At 70.4% G+C, this 14,553-nt stretch carries 17 protein-coding genes; 9 read left to right on the top strand and 8 right to left on the bottom strand.

Going from position 1 to position 14,553, the window contains the following annotated elements:
- Positions 1 to 31 precede the first annotated feature (31 nt).
- Positions 32 to 751, top strand: a complete 720-nt coding sequence (locus BM417_RS35500) for a TetR/AcrR family transcriptional regulator (RefSeq protein ID WP_093603595.1) — start codon at positions 32 to 34, stop codon at positions 749 to 751.
- Here BM417_RS35500 and BM417_RS35495 read toward each other — a convergent pair.
- The 3 genes from BM417_RS35495 to BM417_RS35485 all read right to left on the bottom strand — a co-directional run bounded on the left by BM417_RS35495 (position 708) and on the right by BM417_RS35485 (position 3,487).
- A complete protein-coding gene (locus BM417_RS35495; protein WP_093603593.1) occupies positions 708 to 1,556 on the bottom strand; it encodes a CPBP family intramembrane glutamic endopeptidase in 849 nt (282 codons plus the stop codon). The two genes, BM417_RS35500 and BM417_RS35495, sit on opposite strands and share 44 nt — an antisense overlap.
- A 69-nt stretch (positions 1,557 to 1,625) precedes the next feature.
- On the bottom strand, positions 1,626 to 2,570 hold the full coding sequence (locus BM417_RS35490) for an SMP-30/gluconolactonase/LRE family protein (RefSeq protein ID WP_093603591.1): 945 nt from the start codon (positions 2,568 to 2,570) through the stop codon (positions 1,626 to 1,628).
- A gap of 68 nt (positions 2,571 to 2,638) precedes the next feature.
- Entirely contained in the window at positions 2,639 to 3,487 is an 849-nt protein-coding gene (locus BM417_RS35485; RefSeq protein WP_093603589.1) for a helix-turn-helix domain-containing protein, read from the bottom strand.
- Between the two features lie 102 nt (positions 3,488 to 3,589).
- Between BM417_RS35485 and BM417_RS35480 the strand changes: the two genes are divergently transcribed.
- Positions 3,590 to 4,087, top strand: coding sequence for an SRPBCC family protein (locus BM417_RS35480; RefSeq protein ID WP_093603587.1), 498 nt, complete (start codon positions 3,590 to 3,592; stop codon positions 4,085 to 4,087).
- Here the strand turns inward: BM417_RS35480 and BM417_RS35475 are convergent.
- Positions 4,044 to 4,583, bottom strand: a complete 540-nt coding sequence (locus BM417_RS35475; RefSeq protein ID WP_093603585.1) for a helix-turn-helix domain-containing protein — start codon at positions 4,581 to 4,583, stop codon at positions 4,044 to 4,046. The genes BM417_RS35480 and BM417_RS35475 overlap by 44 nt on opposite strands.
- Before the next feature lie 79 nt (positions 4,584 to 4,662).
- Between BM417_RS35475 and BM417_RS35470 the strand changes: the two genes are divergently transcribed.
- Positions 4,663 to 5,574, top strand: coding sequence for an alpha/beta hydrolase (locus BM417_RS35470; RefSeq protein WP_093603583.1), 912 nt, complete (start codon positions 4,663 to 4,665; stop codon positions 5,572 to 5,574).
- Positions 5,571 to 6,323 carry a DUF1963 domain-containing protein gene (locus tag BM417_RS35465; protein ID WP_093603581.1) on the top strand — a complete coding sequence of 251 codons (753 nt, stop codon included), beginning with the start codon at positions 5,571 to 5,573 and terminating at the stop codon, positions 6,321 to 6,323. The genes BM417_RS35470 and BM417_RS35465 overlap by 4 nt, the downstream gene beginning before the upstream one ends.
- Positions 6,324 to 6,461: 138 nt before the next feature.
- On the opposite strand, the gene BM417_RS35460 is transcribed toward BM417_RS35465, so the two are convergent.
- Entirely contained in the window at positions 6,462 to 7,088 is a 627-nt protein-coding gene (locus tag BM417_RS35460) for a TetR/AcrR family transcriptional regulator (protein WP_093603579.1), read from the bottom strand.
- A gap of 90 nt (positions 7,089 to 7,178) precedes the next feature.
- Here BM417_RS35460 and BM417_RS35455 point away from each other — a divergent pair, with 90 nt between their 5' ends.
- The 3 genes from BM417_RS35455 to BM417_RS35445 are packed head-to-tail and all read left to right on the top strand — an operon-like array spanning position 7,179 to position 11,215.
- A complete protein-coding gene (locus BM417_RS35455; protein WP_093603577.1) occupies positions 7,179 to 7,946 on the top strand; it encodes an SDR family NAD(P)-dependent oxidoreductase in 768 nt (255 codons plus the stop codon).
- A gap of 33 nt (positions 7,947 to 7,979) precedes the next feature.
- Positions 7,980 to 9,788, top strand: coding sequence for a flavin-containing monooxygenase (locus BM417_RS35450; RefSeq protein ID WP_093603575.1), 1,809 nt, complete (start codon positions 7,980 to 7,982; stop codon positions 9,786 to 9,788).
- Positions 9,785 to 11,215 (top strand): virginiamycin B lyase family protein, encoded by a 1,431-nt coding sequence (locus BM417_RS35445; protein WP_093603573.1) that lies wholly within the window; start codon positions 9,785 to 9,787, stop codon positions 11,213 to 11,215. The genes BM417_RS35450 and BM417_RS35445 overlap by 4 nt, the downstream gene beginning before the upstream one ends.
- 112 nt (positions 11,216 to 11,327) lie before the next feature.
- Here BM417_RS35445 and BM417_RS35440 read toward each other — a convergent pair whose 3' ends face one another.
- The 3 genes from BM417_RS35440 to BM417_RS35430 all read right to left on the bottom strand — a co-directional run bounded on the left by BM417_RS35440 (position 11,328) and on the right by BM417_RS35430 (position 13,045).
- Positions 11,328 to 11,843, bottom strand: a complete 516-nt coding sequence (locus tag BM417_RS35440) for a hypothetical protein (protein WP_093603571.1) — start codon at positions 11,841 to 11,843, stop codon at positions 11,328 to 11,330.
- Positions 11,833 to 12,705 carry a hypothetical protein gene (locus tag BM417_RS35435; RefSeq protein ID WP_143138932.1) on the bottom strand — a complete coding sequence of 291 codons (873 nt, stop codon included), beginning with the start codon at positions 12,703 to 12,705 and terminating at the stop codon, positions 11,833 to 11,835. The genes BM417_RS35440 and BM417_RS35435 overlap by 11 nt, the downstream gene beginning before the upstream one ends.
- 154 nt (positions 12,706 to 12,859) lie before the next feature.
- A complete protein-coding gene (locus BM417_RS35430) occupies positions 12,860 to 13,045 on the bottom strand; it encodes a hypothetical protein (protein WP_093603567.1) in 186 nt (61 codons plus the stop codon).
- 90 nt (positions 13,046 to 13,135) lie between these two features.
- Between BM417_RS35430 and BM417_RS35425 the strand changes: the two genes are divergently transcribed.
- Complete coding sequence (locus BM417_RS35425) at positions 13,136 to 13,471, top strand: ArsR/SmtB family transcription factor (RefSeq protein ID WP_245822411.1); 336 nt, start codon at positions 13,136 to 13,138, stop codon at positions 13,469 to 13,471.
- An 86-nt stretch (positions 13,472 to 13,557) separates the two neighbouring features.
- Positions 13,558 to 14,550, top strand: coding sequence for a zinc-dependent alcohol dehydrogenase family protein (locus BM417_RS35420; protein WP_093603565.1), 993 nt, complete (start codon positions 13,558 to 13,560; stop codon positions 14,548 to 14,550).
- Positions 14,551 to 14,553 lie beyond the last annotated feature (3 nt).

Here is a 14,553-nt window from a genome sequence, read left to right as displayed (position 1 = left end):
GATGGTATCAACTTCCTGATACCATCGATCCATGTCGGAGTCGACCACCGCTGACACCCGCTCCGGGATCGTCGCCGCCGCCGCACACCTGCTCCGCACGAGCGGCGCCAAAGCGGTCACCACCCGCGCGGTCGCCCAGGAGGCGGGAGTGCCGCCGCCGACGATCTTCCGGCTGTTCGGCGACAAGGACGGCCTGCTGGAAGCGGTCGCCGAGCACGTGCTGGCGGACTACGTCGCCACGAAGGCGACCAAGGCCGCCGGCGAGAACGGCGACCCGGTCGAGGACCTGCGAGCCGCCTGGCACGCCCACATCGCGTTCAACCTCGCCAACCCCGACGTGTTCCTGCTCCTCGTCGCGCCAGGGCGGCTGCGGAACTCCCCGGCCACCACCGACGGCGCCGAGGTGCTGCGGGCACGGGTCGCACGGGTGGCGGCCGCGAGGTTGCTGAAGGTCTCGCAGGCACGTGCGGTCGACATGTTCCACGCCGCCGGCACCGGCGCCACCCTCGCGCTGCTGGCGCAGCCAGAGGACCGTCGCGATCCGGACCTCGCCACCGCGATGCTGGACGCGGTTCTCGGCGAGATCCTCACCTCCGCGTCCGTGCGACCCGACTCCGAACCCATCGCTCTCGCAGTGGCGCTGAAGGCGGCACTGCCTGAGTTTCCGGCGCTCAGCGAGGCCGAGCGAACCCTACTGGCGGAGTGGCTCACCCGTGCCGTAGCCGAACTCCAGGACCGTCCACAACGGTGACCGACGCGTTCCGGCGCAGCGCGATCGCCGCCACCGCAACGAGAAGCTGCACCACGAGGACCACCGCCTGCGTCATCGGCGAGAATGCGTTCAGCACGGCCGCCGTCGCGTTGACTCCGAAGTGGACGGCGACGGCCGCGGGAACCCCGCCGAGCTCGTAGGCGCAGCCGGTCAGCATCGCCATCGGGAACACGCTGAGCGTGAACAGCAACCCGCTCCAGCTCACCAGCCCGAAGCCCGCCTGCACGGTTCCGGTCATGAAGAACAGCGGCAGATGCCAGAACGCCCACGCCACACCGAGAACCAGCGCGGCGCCGAAGCGCCCCATGCTCGCCAGCAGGCGCGGATAGGCGGTGCCGCGCCACCCCGGCTCTTCGGCGAGCGGGCCGCCGACGAGCATGCCGACGAAGAACGGCACCGCACCACCGGCGGTCGCGATCAGCGCCCGTCCCGCGTCCAGGCTCAGCACCGGACCGCCGAGTGCCTGCGCGAGCACCGCGCCTCCGGCCACCGTCGCGACCGCCGGCACCAGCAGGGGTAACGCCCACAACAGCCGGACGTTCAGCCGGAACCTGACGGTGTGGACGGGAACCGGCTCGCCGAGCCGGCGCCGGCGAATCCTGACCGCCATCGCGCCGAAGACCGGCCCGAAACCGCCGAGCAGGAACGGGATGACGGCCGGAAACGTCGTCGGCGGTTCGCCGAGCACGATGACGACGAGCCAGCACCCCCACGTCGTGGTGAAGGTGACCGCGAAGAACGTGGCGAGGCCACTCCCCTTGCCGGCCCGCGCGTCGTCGTTCATCTCTACTCCTCAGGTGCGATTGCTATCAGTTTCGCGAACATTATCAGAACTGATAGCAATGTCGAGCCCTCAGCGCCCGAGATGAGCCAGCAGCAGGTTGGGGTCCTTTCCGGTGAGGTAGGCGGCGCTCGGCACGTAGACGGTCCGGCCGCGCACCGCGATCGACGTCGGGCCCTGGAGCCCGTCGGCGGCAGTCAGGACCACCTCGTGCGTGCCGTCGGCCCTGACGAGCGCGACCTCGTTCACCGTGTCCAGCGCGGCGATGATCTCGCCGCCCCTGCCGGTGAACGCGAAGTCGTCGACGCCGGTCAGACCGGCGGCGGCGACCCGCACGGGACCAGCACTTCCGTTGGCGCGCAACGGGATGCGCAGGATCGTCCCCTGGTCCAGGTTGGTCACCCACACCGATCCGTCGTGCAGCTTGAGGCCGTTCGCGCCGAGGAAGCCGGTCGGCTTGAGCTCCTCGCCGGACGCCCAGACGGTCGCGCCACCGGTCGTCGGCACCTTCCAGACGGCGCCGGTGGAGTCTGCGACGTAGAGGGTGCGGGTGTGCTGGTCCAGCGCGAGGCCGTTGGGCAGGCTGCCGGCGGGCAACGGTGCGATTCGGCGCGGAGTCCCACCTGGCCGCAGGCTCCACACACCGGTGAGATCCGCGGTACCGGTGGCGTACAGGAAGTACAGGGTGCCGTCGGGCGCCCGGTCGATGCCGACCGTCAGCGGGAAGCCCAGAGCAGGAGTGCCGGCTCCACCGTCCGCGGGTGCGGGCAGCGTGGCCAGGATCCGGATCCTGCCACCGGGCGAGATCTCGGCGATCTGCCGGGCCTTGGCGAAGGTCACGTACGCGGTTCCGTTGGGAGACAACACAATGCTTTCCGGCGTCTGCCCCTTGGCCAGGTCGAAGTGCTGGACGATGTGCGGGGCGCACAACGCGGCGGCCTGCGCCGGCGTGGCAGCGAACGTGGTCGCGGCCAGAATCGCGGCGACGAACGCCTTGCGGACGTGCTTCGCGGACATGGTTTCCTCACTGTTTTCGGGCATGCGGCAGCGCCGCACCCTTCTGATGTGATTGCTGTGCGGGCGTTCTACGCCCGGATCAGGTGAGCGAGCAGGGACAGCGCGGCGTCCGACGGCGAGCCCGGCGGAGCGGTCGCGACCACGACGCTCGGACCCGGTCCGTTGCTCAGGGTCTGCTGGGTGACGACCAGCGGACCGACGAGTGGATGCCGCATCTCGTACACGGCCGTGGCGCAGGCCTTCACGCGGTGGTCGGCCCACATCGAGGCGAAGTCCGTGCTCTTCGCGCTCAGCTGTCCCACCAGTTCGTGCAACGCGGCGTCGTCGGGATGCTGCCCCGCCATCAGGCGCAGGTTCCCCACAACTGCCTTGGCCTTGCTGTGCCAGTCCGCGTACAGCTCACGGGTGTGCGCGTCGAGGAACACGAGCTGGGCCATGTTCGGGCGTTCCGCCACCCGGTCCACCGCGGTGAAGTCCAGGTGTCCCGCGAACAACGCGTGTCCCAGCCTGTTCCAGGCCAGTACCTCGCTGCGGCGGCCGAGCACGATCGCGGGAACGGCCACCAGTGCGTGCAGCAACTGGACAGTCGCCTCCGGCACGCGTTCGGGAGCGGGCCTGCGTGCTCGGCGAGCCTGCTTCGCCGGTTTCGCCAACGTGTGCAGGTGCTGGCGTTCCGCGTCGTCCAGCTGCAGAGCGGTGGCGAGCGCGTCCAGCACCTCGGGTGAGGCGCTGAGGGAGTGTCCCTGTTCGAGCCTCGTGTAGTAGGACACGCTCACGCCGGCCAGCTGCGCCAGTTCTTCCCGTCGCAGACCTTGCACGCGTCGCCGTTCGCCGTAGGTCGGGACGCCGACGTCCTCCGGGCGAAGCTGCGAGCGCCGCGTCTGGAGGAAGTCCCCGAACTGTGCGGTTCCGCTCATGGATTCGAGTATGGGCCGGGGCGGCGCGCGTTACCTCTCCCAGCCAGGGATACGCAGAGCCGGGAGTGGTCCGCCCGCCGGACACCCGCTGAAGTGAGTTCCATGAGCACTGTCACCGAGCTGGACCCGTCCGATTTCACCTTCACGCGCCGCACGTGGATCGATGCCGATCCCGTCGACGTCTACGGCCTCGTCAGCGATGTGTCCTCGATCAGCCGCTGGAGTCCCAACGCGAGCGACGTGGCGTTCGACGAGGGTTCCGGGCCCGAGGCCGGCGCGTGGTTCAGCGGCCGCAACCGCAGGGACGGCAAGGAGTGGACCACCCGATCGCAGGTGGTGAAAGCCGAAGCTGGAACCGTTTTCGCCTTTGTGGTCGACGGAATCGTCGAGTGGAGCTGGACGTTCCAGGCCCACGACCGAGGAACCGTGGCGGAGCAGTCGTGGCGGTTGCTGCGCATGGATCCGGTGCTCGGCAGCACTCGCGCGGACGTGGAAGCGCTGCGCGACTACATGGCGGCCAGCGCGGAGACCACGCTCACCGCGCTCGCCGAGTGGGTCACGAAGAACTCTTCGGCTCGTCGGGCACCACGACGAGACTGACGACCCGTCGCCGACGTCCGCCGTCCCGCTCCCCGCCCGTCCGCGACAGGACCGCGTGCTGGATCTCCTCGAGCATCGCGGCGAACTCCTCGTCGGTCAGCCACACCGCGGCCTGCTGGTAGACCACGCCGTCCGCGTGCGGATCCGCGTCGGAATGGGCGAGATAGCGGTCGAAGTCGCCCATCAGCGAGGCGGCGAACGTCGAGTACGCCCGCAGGTGGTCTTCCTTGGTCATCGCGGCGCGTGCGTCCTGGTCGACCGTGGCCGCCTCCTTGCGCACCCGGTAGCTGCGCTCGACCGTGCCGCGCACACGGCGTTCGTCCGCCACTTCGAGCACACCGCTCTCCGCGAGGACGGCGATGTGCCGGTACATGGTCGCGGGGGCGATGTCGGGCAGGCGTTCCCTCAACTGGGCCGTGGTCAGCGGATCGGTCTCGAACAACGCCTGCAGGATGCGCATCCGCACGGGATGCAGGAGGAGGTCCGCGGTCGCCATGAACCCATCTTCTCACGTACGGTAATGTTATCAGAGTCGAGAATATTCGTGGCGCCGAGAGACGTGCGGAGCTGGGACTGTGCAGAACTTCGACCTGACGATCATCGCGAGCGACGGCACACCGTTGGCAGGCACCCTGTCCGTTCCTGACGGCGCCGGACCACACCCGGCCGTCCTGCTGCTCTACGGGTCCGGACGGCTGGACCGCGACGGCAACGCCGGGCGGCTCAAGCAGAACCTCGGTCCGGTGCTGGCCGAATCGCTGGCCCGGCAGGGCATCGCGTCCCTGCGCTACGACCGGCGCGGTGTCGGGGCCTCCCCCGGCGACTGGCTGGCGACCGGATTCGCCGACAACCGGGAGGACGCCGCCGCGGCACTCGACGCGCTCGCGGCGCGGCCGGACATCCGGCGCGACGGCATCGGCGTCGTCGGCCACAGCGAAGGCGCGCTGCACGCCATGGCGCTCGGCTCCCGCCCCGGTGTCGCCGCCGTGGTGCTGCTGGCGGGATTCGCCCGCTCCGGCGAGGACGCCCTGCGCTGGCAGGCCGACGCCGTCGCCCGCGGTCTTCCCGCACCGTTGCGGCCTCTGGCCCGGCTGGCCGTCCGGCGGGTGATCCGGCTCAAGTCGCCCGGCCCGGACGTCGTCCGCGTCGCCGGAAAGCCGGTGAACGCCCGGTGGACGCGGGAGATGCTGGGCCACGACACGAGGTCCGACCTCGCGCGCATCCGCGTTCCGGTGCTGGCCGTGACCGGCGAGAAGGACATCCAGGTCGATCCCGATGACCTGCAACGGATCCACGCCCTTGCCCAGGGCGCGACGGAGGTGCGGCGGGTTCCCGGCCTGACCCATCTGCTCCGCCGCGACCCCGGCCGTCCGTCGATCCTCTTCTACCCCAGGCAGTTGCGCCGGCCGGTGGACGACGAACTCGTCAGGACCACGACATCCTGGCTCGTCCGCACCCTCACGCCCGAAGGAACAGAACAAGGATGACGATTCACGACCAGTTCCGCGCCGAGGCGCTCGGGCACGGGTTCTCCGAGTCCGAAGTGGAGCGTTGGACCCCACTCGTCCGGCCGTGCGGCGTGCACCGCGAAGACGGGCAGCGCGCAGGCCACTTCGGCGGGCCGATCATGGTTCCCGCCGAGGTCGACGACCGCTGGTTCCCCCTGGTCGCCACGATCGACTGCGCTGCCGTGCCACCGGAAGTGACTGACCTCGCGTTGCCGTCCGACGGGCAGTTGTTGTTCTTCGGGTATCCGGAGGAGGACGGCATGGGGGACGTCGTGTACGTGCCGTCAGGCGCGGCGGTGCAGGAGCGAGCGTTGCATCCCGACGCCGGGTACGACGAGGACTTCCCCGAGATCGTCCAGGAACTCCAACGAGGTGACATCCACCTCGTGCCCCGCCTCTCCCTGCCGTTCGTCGACGAGACGGAGGCCGTGGCCGAGGCTCTCGCGCAGCAGTGGGGCGACCCCGCGGCGCGGTTCCTGCTGGGCGGGTACGGCACCGAGTTCGACAGCCGCACGCCGGCCGAGTGGGCCGCCGAGGTGGCCGCCAGGCAGGCGAAGGAAGGACCGCGGTCCGACCGGGCGACCGACAGCGACCACTGGGCGCTGCTGGCCGAGCTCAACGTCTACCGCTCGGGCGGTGGCGCGACCATGTTCTGGGCGATCCACCGCGACGACCTGGCCGCGTGCCGCTTCGACCAGGCCCAGTTCGTCGTGGACTGGAACCCCTGATCCCTGGCGTGTCCTGCAAGTCTCGTCCGCGACAGTCGCGGCCGAGGGCCCCGGAGACAGCACCGCCGAACGCCCGGGCGGCGCCGCCTCCGGGGTACTCGCCGGTGACTCTCATCGAACGGACCTACAGGACACGGCCTACGCCGGCAGTCCCCGCGCGGCGATCGTCAACGCCTCGGCGATCGCCGCCGCCAGGGACGCCGGCGTCTCGGCGCTGAACGCGTGGTGCTCCACGGCCACCCGCAACGCCCCGTTGAGCATCGCCGCCTGGATCGCGGTGGCCAGATCGGGCTCGGCCAGCCCCGCGCGGTGGGCGAGCGCCTCGGCGAAGGCCGGTTCCGCCTCCCGGTGCGCCTCCAGCCAGACGGCGCGCAGGCCGGGATCGGTCCGGGTCAGCTTGACCAGGTTCAGCATCTCGGCCGCGGCCTCCGGGGTCTCGGCGTGGCCGGACGCGACGATGCCGACCAGGTCCACCAAGCCCTGATCGCCGCGCCCCGACCGCAGCCTCGCCGCCGTCTGCTCGATCCCGCTGACCAGCAGCGGCATGACGCAGCTCTCCTTGCTCGGGAAGTAGCGCCACAGCGTGCGCGCGGAGATGCCCGCCAGCGCCGCGATCTCCTCGACGGACGTGTCCGCGACCCCCTTGGCCAGGAAGAGGTGAACGGCCGCGCGCGCGACCTCCAGCCTGGTCTCGGCCTTGCGCCGCTCGGTCAGCGGCGGGCGTCCGGTCCGCTCCGCCGCGCGGGTCTGCTGATGGCCGGTCATGCCACCTCCGTCCTGTGTGCTCCACATCCTACTTTTTGTCTTTGAGTGACATAGTGGCGCAATGTGCCAATAAGTCGGTACGGTGATGGCATGACCACAAACAGTGACCTGAACGACAGCAGCGTCGTCGTGACCGGCGCCGGATCGGGCATCGGACGGGCCGCGGCCCGTCAGTTCGCCCGGCTGGGCGCGAAAGTGGTGGTGGCCGACGTCAACGGCGACGCCGCCAAGACCGTGGCCGAGGAGATCACGGCGGACGGCGGCACCGCGGTGGCCGTGGCGGGCGATCTGACCGAGGCCGCCGTGGTGGACGAGGTCGTCGGGACGGCGGTGAGCGCGTTCGGCGGCCTGGACGTGCTGGTGTGCAACGCCGGGATCATGGACTCGATGACGGCGGCGGCCGACGTCTCCGACGAGGAGTGGGATCGCCTCATCGCCGTCAACCTGACCGCGCCGTTCCGGCTGACCCGCGCCGCGTTGCCGCACCTGCTCGCCAAGGGCAAGGGCGCCATCGTGTACACCGCGTCGGAGGCGGCCCTGCGTGGCAGCGCCGCCGGACTCGCCTACACGTCAGCGAAGACGGGGCTCGTCGGGCTCATGCGCTCGGTCGCGGTCATGTACCGGGAGTCGGGTGTCCGGGCCAACGCGATCGCTCCCGGCGGCACGGCGACGGGCATCTCCATCTCCCCCGATCCCGCCGGGCACGGACCGCGGGTCGTCGGCCGGTACATGCCCAACGTCGGCCGCATCGCGGAGGCCGAGGAGCAGGCAGCCGCGATCGTCTTCCTCGCCTCCGCCGCCGCCTCCAACATCACCGGCGTCGTCCTCCCGGTCGACAACGGCTGGTCCGCGGTCTGACGACCCCCTCCTTTTCAGCGAAAGGCTTTTTCTGTGCTGTCCGTTTCCGACGCCGTTCCGGAAGACATCGGCTTCGACCCCCAGGAACTGCGCGCCAAGTACCGGGCCGAGCGGGAGCGCCGCATCCGTCCCGACGGCGCCGCCCAGTACCGCGACGCCTCCGGCGAGTTCGGCTACTACGCCGAGGACCCGCACGTAGATCCGCAGTTCACCCGCGAACCGTTGCAGGACAAGGTCGAGGTCATCGTCATCGGCGGTGGGCTCGGCGGCCTGCTCGCCGGGGCACGACTCCGGCAGGCGGGTGCCGGCTCCGTCCGGGTGATCGAGAAGGGCGGGGACTTCGGCGGTACCTGGTACTGGAACCGCTACCCGGGCATCCACTGCGACATCGAGTCCTACATCTACCTGCCGTTGCTGGACGAGCTCGGCTACGTCCCGGAGTGGAAGTACTCGCCCGGCGAGGAGATCCGCCTGCACGCGCGTGCCATCGGCGAGCACTTCGACCTCTACCGCGACGCGTGTTTCCAGACCGCCGTCACGGAACTGCGGTGGGACGAGGAGGCGGCCGAGTGGATCGTGTCCACCGACCGCGGCGACCGGATGCGGGCGCGGTACGTGGTGATGTCCAACGGGACCCTGGACCGGCCCAAGCTGCCCGGCATCCCCGGCATGGAGACCTTCGAGGGCCACACCTTCCACACCAGCCGCTGGGACTACGGCTACACCGGCGGTGACGCGAACGGGAACCTCACCGAACTGGCCGGCAAGCGCGTCGCCCTGATCGGCACCGGCGCGACGGCGATCCAGGTCGTGCCCCACCTCGGCCGTGACGCCGGGCAGCTGTACGTCTTCCAGCGCACGCCGTCCACTGTGGACTACCGAGGCAACCGGCCGACCGAGGACGGCTGGGCCGCGTCGCTGGCACCGGGCTGGCAGCGGAACCGGATGGAGAACTTCCTCGGCATCCTGAGCGGCGGCGAGGTCGACGAGGACCACGTGGGAGACGCGTGGACGTCCAGCGCCCAGCTGTTGCGGAAGATGACCCAGGGCCAGGCGCACGAGTCGCTGACACCGGAGGAACGCGAGCGCGTCGAGGAGATCCTCGACTTCCGGAAGATGAACGAGGTCCGTGCCCGCGTCGACAGCATCGTGCAGGACCGGGAGACGGCCGAACTGCTCAAGCCCTGGTACCGCTACGCGTGCAAGCGGCCGACGTTCAGCGACGAGTACCTCCAGACCTTCAACCGCCCCAACGTCACCCTGGTCGACACCGCCGACCACGGCGGCGTCGAACGCGTCACGAAGAACGCGATCGTCGTCGGCGACCGCGAGTACGAGGTCGACTGCGTCATCTTCGCCACCGGCTTCCAGGTCGGCATGTCGGACATGGTCACCGGACGGCTGCCGGTGTACGGACGCGACGGCGTCCACCTGTTGCAGCACTGGAGCCGCGGCCCGCGGACGTTGCACGGCTTCTACAGCGACGGTTTCCCCAACCTGTTCACCATGGGCGCGCTGCAGAACGCCGCCTCGGTGAACTTCACGCACGTCCTGGACGAGCAGGCGAGCCACATCGCGGCCGTCGTCGCGGAGGCCGGCAAACGTGGCGCGCGGTGGGTCGAGCCGAGCGCCGAGGCCGTGGACGCCTGGGTGTCGGCCCTCGGCCAGAACGCGGAGGAGCTCTACCGGTTCCACCTCGAATGCACGCCCGGTTACTACAACAACGAGGGGAAACCCCAGCCGCGGCACGGTTACGGCGCGGGCGCCACCGCGTTCCACGCCCTGCTCGGGGACTGGCGGTCGGGCGGCGGCATCGACGACGTCATGGTGATGGGCGGATGAGCCCTTTCCGCGGTACCAACGGCATCGCGTTCGGCCCGGACGGCCGGCTCCACGTCGCCGAGTACCTCAGCGGACGCATCAGCGCCGTCGACCTCGCCACCGGCGAGATCGAGGTGATCGTGCCGATCGACAGCGTCGTCCAGTCACCCGACGACCTGGCGTTCGGCGCGGACGGCTCGATGTACGTAGCCGACCTCGTGCCCGGCCGGGTGTGGCGCCGCGCCCCGCTCGGCGAGTACACGCTGGTCAGCGACGAGGTGAAGGCGCCGAACGGCATCACGTGCGTGGGCGACCGGCTGTTCGTCAACGAGATGCGGCCCGGCGGCCGGCTGTTCGAACTGTTCCCGGACGGTGGCGAGCCCGTCGTGCTCGCCACCGATCTGGCCATCGGCAACGCGATGCAGGCCGGCCCCGACGGCCACCTGTACTACCCGCACATGCTCACCGGCGAGGTCCACCGGATCTCACCCGACGGCGGAACGCCCGAGCTCGTCGCCGACGGGCTGCACTCACCGGTCGCGGTGCGCTTCGACCGCGAAGGCGCTCTGCTGATCCTGACCACCGGCGCCGAGGGCGAGATCACGCGCATCTCCCCCACCGGGCGACGGCACGTCCTCACCACCGGGGTGTTCGGACTCGACAACGCCGCGGTCGACGACGACAACCGCCTGTACGTCTCCAGCTTCGCCAGCGGCGGCATCGCCGAGGTCTACCCGGACGGCCGGATCCGGCAGATCGTGCCGCAGGGCCTGGTCGGGCCTTACGGCGTCGCGGTCGACTCCGGCGGCGTCGTCCACGCGGCGGACCACTACCGCGTGGCGGGCGACCAGACGGTCGCCTTCACGCACGGCGTGGCCGCCGACCAGGACCGGCTGCACACGACCTCGCAGTACGGCGAGGTGCGCACGGACGGGAAGGTGCGCACCAAGGGTCTGCGCTGTCCGCTCGGCATCGCGGTGCGCGACGACGTGCTCGTGATCGCGGAGACAGGTGCCGGGCGGATCATCGCGATCGACGCCGACGACACGGTCACGGTGGTGGCGGACGGGTTCCACGAGCCGGTGGACGTGGCGTTCGACGCCGAGCAACGGTGCTACGTCAGCGACGAGCAGGGCGTCCACCGCGTCGAGGACGGGCGGCCGGTGCCGATCGCGGAAGGTCTGGTGGCACCTCAGGGTCTGGCCGTCCGGGACGACGAGCTGTTCGTCGTGGAGGCGGGCCGGCATCGGCTGCTGGCCGTCGACCTGACCACCGGCGCGATCCGGACCGAGGCCGAGAACCTCGCCCTCGGTCCACTGGAGACGGTTCCACGCGCGCTGGTCGTGCACGGGATGCCGGGGTGCCCGCGTGGTTTCGCCGGGCTGGCCGTCGCACCGGACGGCACGCTGCACGTGTCCGGGGACGGCGCGGTGCTCCGCATACCGTAGTCCGGACAAGGACTCGCGAGTCACGCCGGCGCGTGGTCAGCCACTCGCGGACCGAGTCACGCCCGTCTCCCTGACCCCACGGGCCAGGGAGACGGCGAGCGGCGCCCTGACGTCAGCCGAGGAGCCGCACGAGGTGCACGGTCCGGTCGCGAGGCCACGACTGGCGCGCTCCGCCGTGGAAGTCCACCTCGACGTCCTCGCCGATCGCCACGGCCGCCACCCGGCCGACCGGCCCGATCGAGCCGAACAGCCGGACGTTGTCGCCGGGCGCCAGTTCGTCCGCCGGCGTGGTCCCGATGTTGCGCGCCGGGGACGCGGGCTTGAGCCGCGTGGTGAACAGCCACCACGCCCCGCCGCACACCACGGGTGTCGTGAGCACCAGGACTCCGGCGGCGACGGGATGTGTGCCCACCAGCGCGGCCGCGACGACCACGGCTCCCAGCAGGCCCACCACCGCGGCGAGAAGCGCCGAACTCACGGGGTGATCGCCGACCTGGAGCCAGCCCGTCGTGCGCACCCAGCCACCGGGCGTCAGGCCGCGCGGTGTCCGGCCGTCCTTGAGGTTGGGCCCTGCCTCGGTGGTGAGGGCCGGCTTGCTGAACAGGTCGACGTCGTCCTCAGTCTGCACGGCGCCACCTCAGCTGGTTCTTCCCGTTGCGGGAACAGACGATCTCGTTGCCGTCCCCGCTCGGCCTGCGCGCACCCTCGATGAGACACACCTTGCCCAGCCTGGAGTCGTCCCATTCCTCGTCCGGCGACGACGAGGTGGGCCTGGGCGGCGGCGGAGGAGGTGGCGGAGGGGCTGAATGCTCCGTCGTGGTCGTGACCGTTGTCGTCGTGGTCGGACTCGGCACGGAGGACGATGACGGCGGCGTGCTCGAGGCGGTCGCCGCGACCGGGGTGAGAGCGCAGCCGGCCGCCCACAGACCGAGTTGTCCCAGCCGCGCGGCGGACTCGTCGGGCGCCAGTTCGCCGCGGGTCGTCAGGTCGGCCGGCACCACGCCGTCGCCCACGACGGTCCGCGCGTAGTCGGCCCCGTCCGGCAGTTCCACGTCGACCAGGATCCGATCGCTCCCGGACTCGTCGTCCCTCCTCACCACGAGACGCACGTCCTTGCCGCGCAACAGGTCCTGCGCGGTGGCACGGGACTCCGCCACCCAGCAGTCCGTCACCGGCCGCAACCCGGCGACGCGCGCGCGGACGAGGCGCCCGGTGATGGGCTCCGCGCCCTCGAAGAGATCCACCTCGGACACCGTCTGGACGGTCACCTGAAGGGTGTCGCCCCGGAACCCGCCGGCTTCGAGCCCGCCATTCCCGCGTTCTCGTGAAAGATCATCGCCGTTGAACGCGACCGCGCCGGTGGCGGCCAGTGCGGTCACGACACCGAAACATCCGATCGCGAGCCTCGCGGGCTGGCTGGTGCGCCACCAGAAGCGGCGAACGATCCCCGCGGCCGCCCCGTGAGCGGCGGATTCAGCTGTGCTGGGCAATGGCGGTCCCCGGCTTGATGAAGGTCGGACAATCCATGACACAAATGGTTGTTCTGTCTTTGACTGAATACGTGTCAACGACGAGATCGTTCATTCACAGATTGGCATTACCGTTCACAGAGCACCGGGGCTGTGATTGATGACGCACGCTGTGTCACCTTTTCTTCGGCCAGGGAATCAGCATCATGACGCCGGCACTGGCGCACAGCAGCCCGATCGTCGTCCACAGCTGCTGCCCCGTCATGAAGCTGCCCTTCAGGTAACCCAGCCCCTGGGCGGTCCACACCCCGCCGACCAGCAGCAACACGATTCCAAGCCCGACCAGCAGTTTTCTGCTCATGGACGGGAGGCTACCGGCGAGTCTGGGCCTGCTGAAGGTTCGATGGCGGTCGTACTATGAACGTCATCGAAGTCGTGAGGAGAGTTCACCGTGGCACGTCCCCGCACCACTCCGCGGACCGTGGAGCACCCTGAGCTGTCCGAGGTCACGTTGCAGCAGGCCCTGGAGGCGCTGGCGGACCCGGTCCGGCGCATGGTCGTGTGCCAGCTGGCGCGGGCGGGCGGCGAGAAGGGCTGCGGCACGTTCGAGACGCCGGTGTCGGACTCGACCCTCACCCACCACTTCACCGTCCTGCGCGAGGCGGGCGTGATCCGGCAGCACTACCGGGGCACGACCAAGCTGAACTCGTTGCGCACGGCCGAGATGGAGGCCCGGTTCCCCGGCCTGCTGCCGGCCGTGGTGACCGCGGCGGAGGCCGAGGCGTAACTTCGATCGCCGTCAAAGTTTGACGGCCATCAAACTTTGGGGCAGGGTGGCAGTACTGCTTCCCGACCTCCGAGGACGGCTCCACCATGGCGAGGCTCGTGCGGTTCGACCGGCTCGGCGGCCCCGAGGTGCTGACGCTCCGCGACGTCGCCGTGGGCGATCCCGGCGCGGGTGAGGTGCGGATCCGCGTGGACGCGATCGGCCTGAACCGGGCCGAGATCATGTTCCGCGAGGGCGTCTACTACGAACAGCCGGTCTTCCCCGCCACGCTCGGCTACGAGGCCGCGGGCGTGGTCGAGGCGGTCGGCGAAGGCGTGTCACACGTCGCCGAGGGCGACCCGATCGCCGTGGTGCCGGCGTTCTCACTGACCAGGTACGGCACCTACGGCGACCACGTGATCGTGCCCGCCTCCGCCGTCTTCCCCCGCCCGGCCAACGTCGGCGCGATCCAGGCCGCGGCCGTGTGGATGGCCTACATCACCGCGTACGGACCACTTTTCGAGTCCGGCGAGGTACGTCCCGGCGACCACGTGCTGATCAGCGCCGCCGCGAGCAGCGTCGGCCAGGCCGCCGTCCAGATCGCCCGCCACATCGGCGCGGTCCCGATCGCCACCACCCGCGACGCCTCGAAGAGGCAGCGGCTCCTGGACGCGGGCGCGGCCGACGTCGTCGTCACCGCCGAGGAGGACCTGCCCGCCCGCGTCAAGGAGATCACCGGCGGCGAGGGCGTCCGCCTGGCGTTCGACCCGATCGCGGGCCCCGGCGTCGAGACCATCGCTCAGGCCATCGCTCCCGGCGGCCACCTGGTGGTCTACGGCGCGCTCGACCCACGTCCCACTCCCCTGCCCAACGCGAGCAGCTACCCGCAGCTGACCAGCCGCACGTACTCGATGCACTCGATCAGCAGGAACCCCGAACGCCTGCGCCGCGCCGTCGCGTTCATCAACGCGGGACTCGCCACCGGCTCGTTCAAGCCTGCCGTCGACCGCACGTTCGATCTTGCCGAGATCGCCGACGCCCACCGCTACCTGGAGGCGAGCAGCCACATCGGCAAGATCGTCGTCACCGTGAACCACTAGCCC

This window comes from Lentzea waywayandensis, assembly GCF_900115955.1.
Lineage (GTDB): Bacteria > Actinomycetota > Actinomycetes > Mycobacteriales > Pseudonocardiaceae > Lentzea > Lentzea waywayandensis.
The sequence above is the reverse complement of the archived record's forward strand: the minus strand, read 5'-3'. Positions and strand labels throughout refer to the sequence as shown.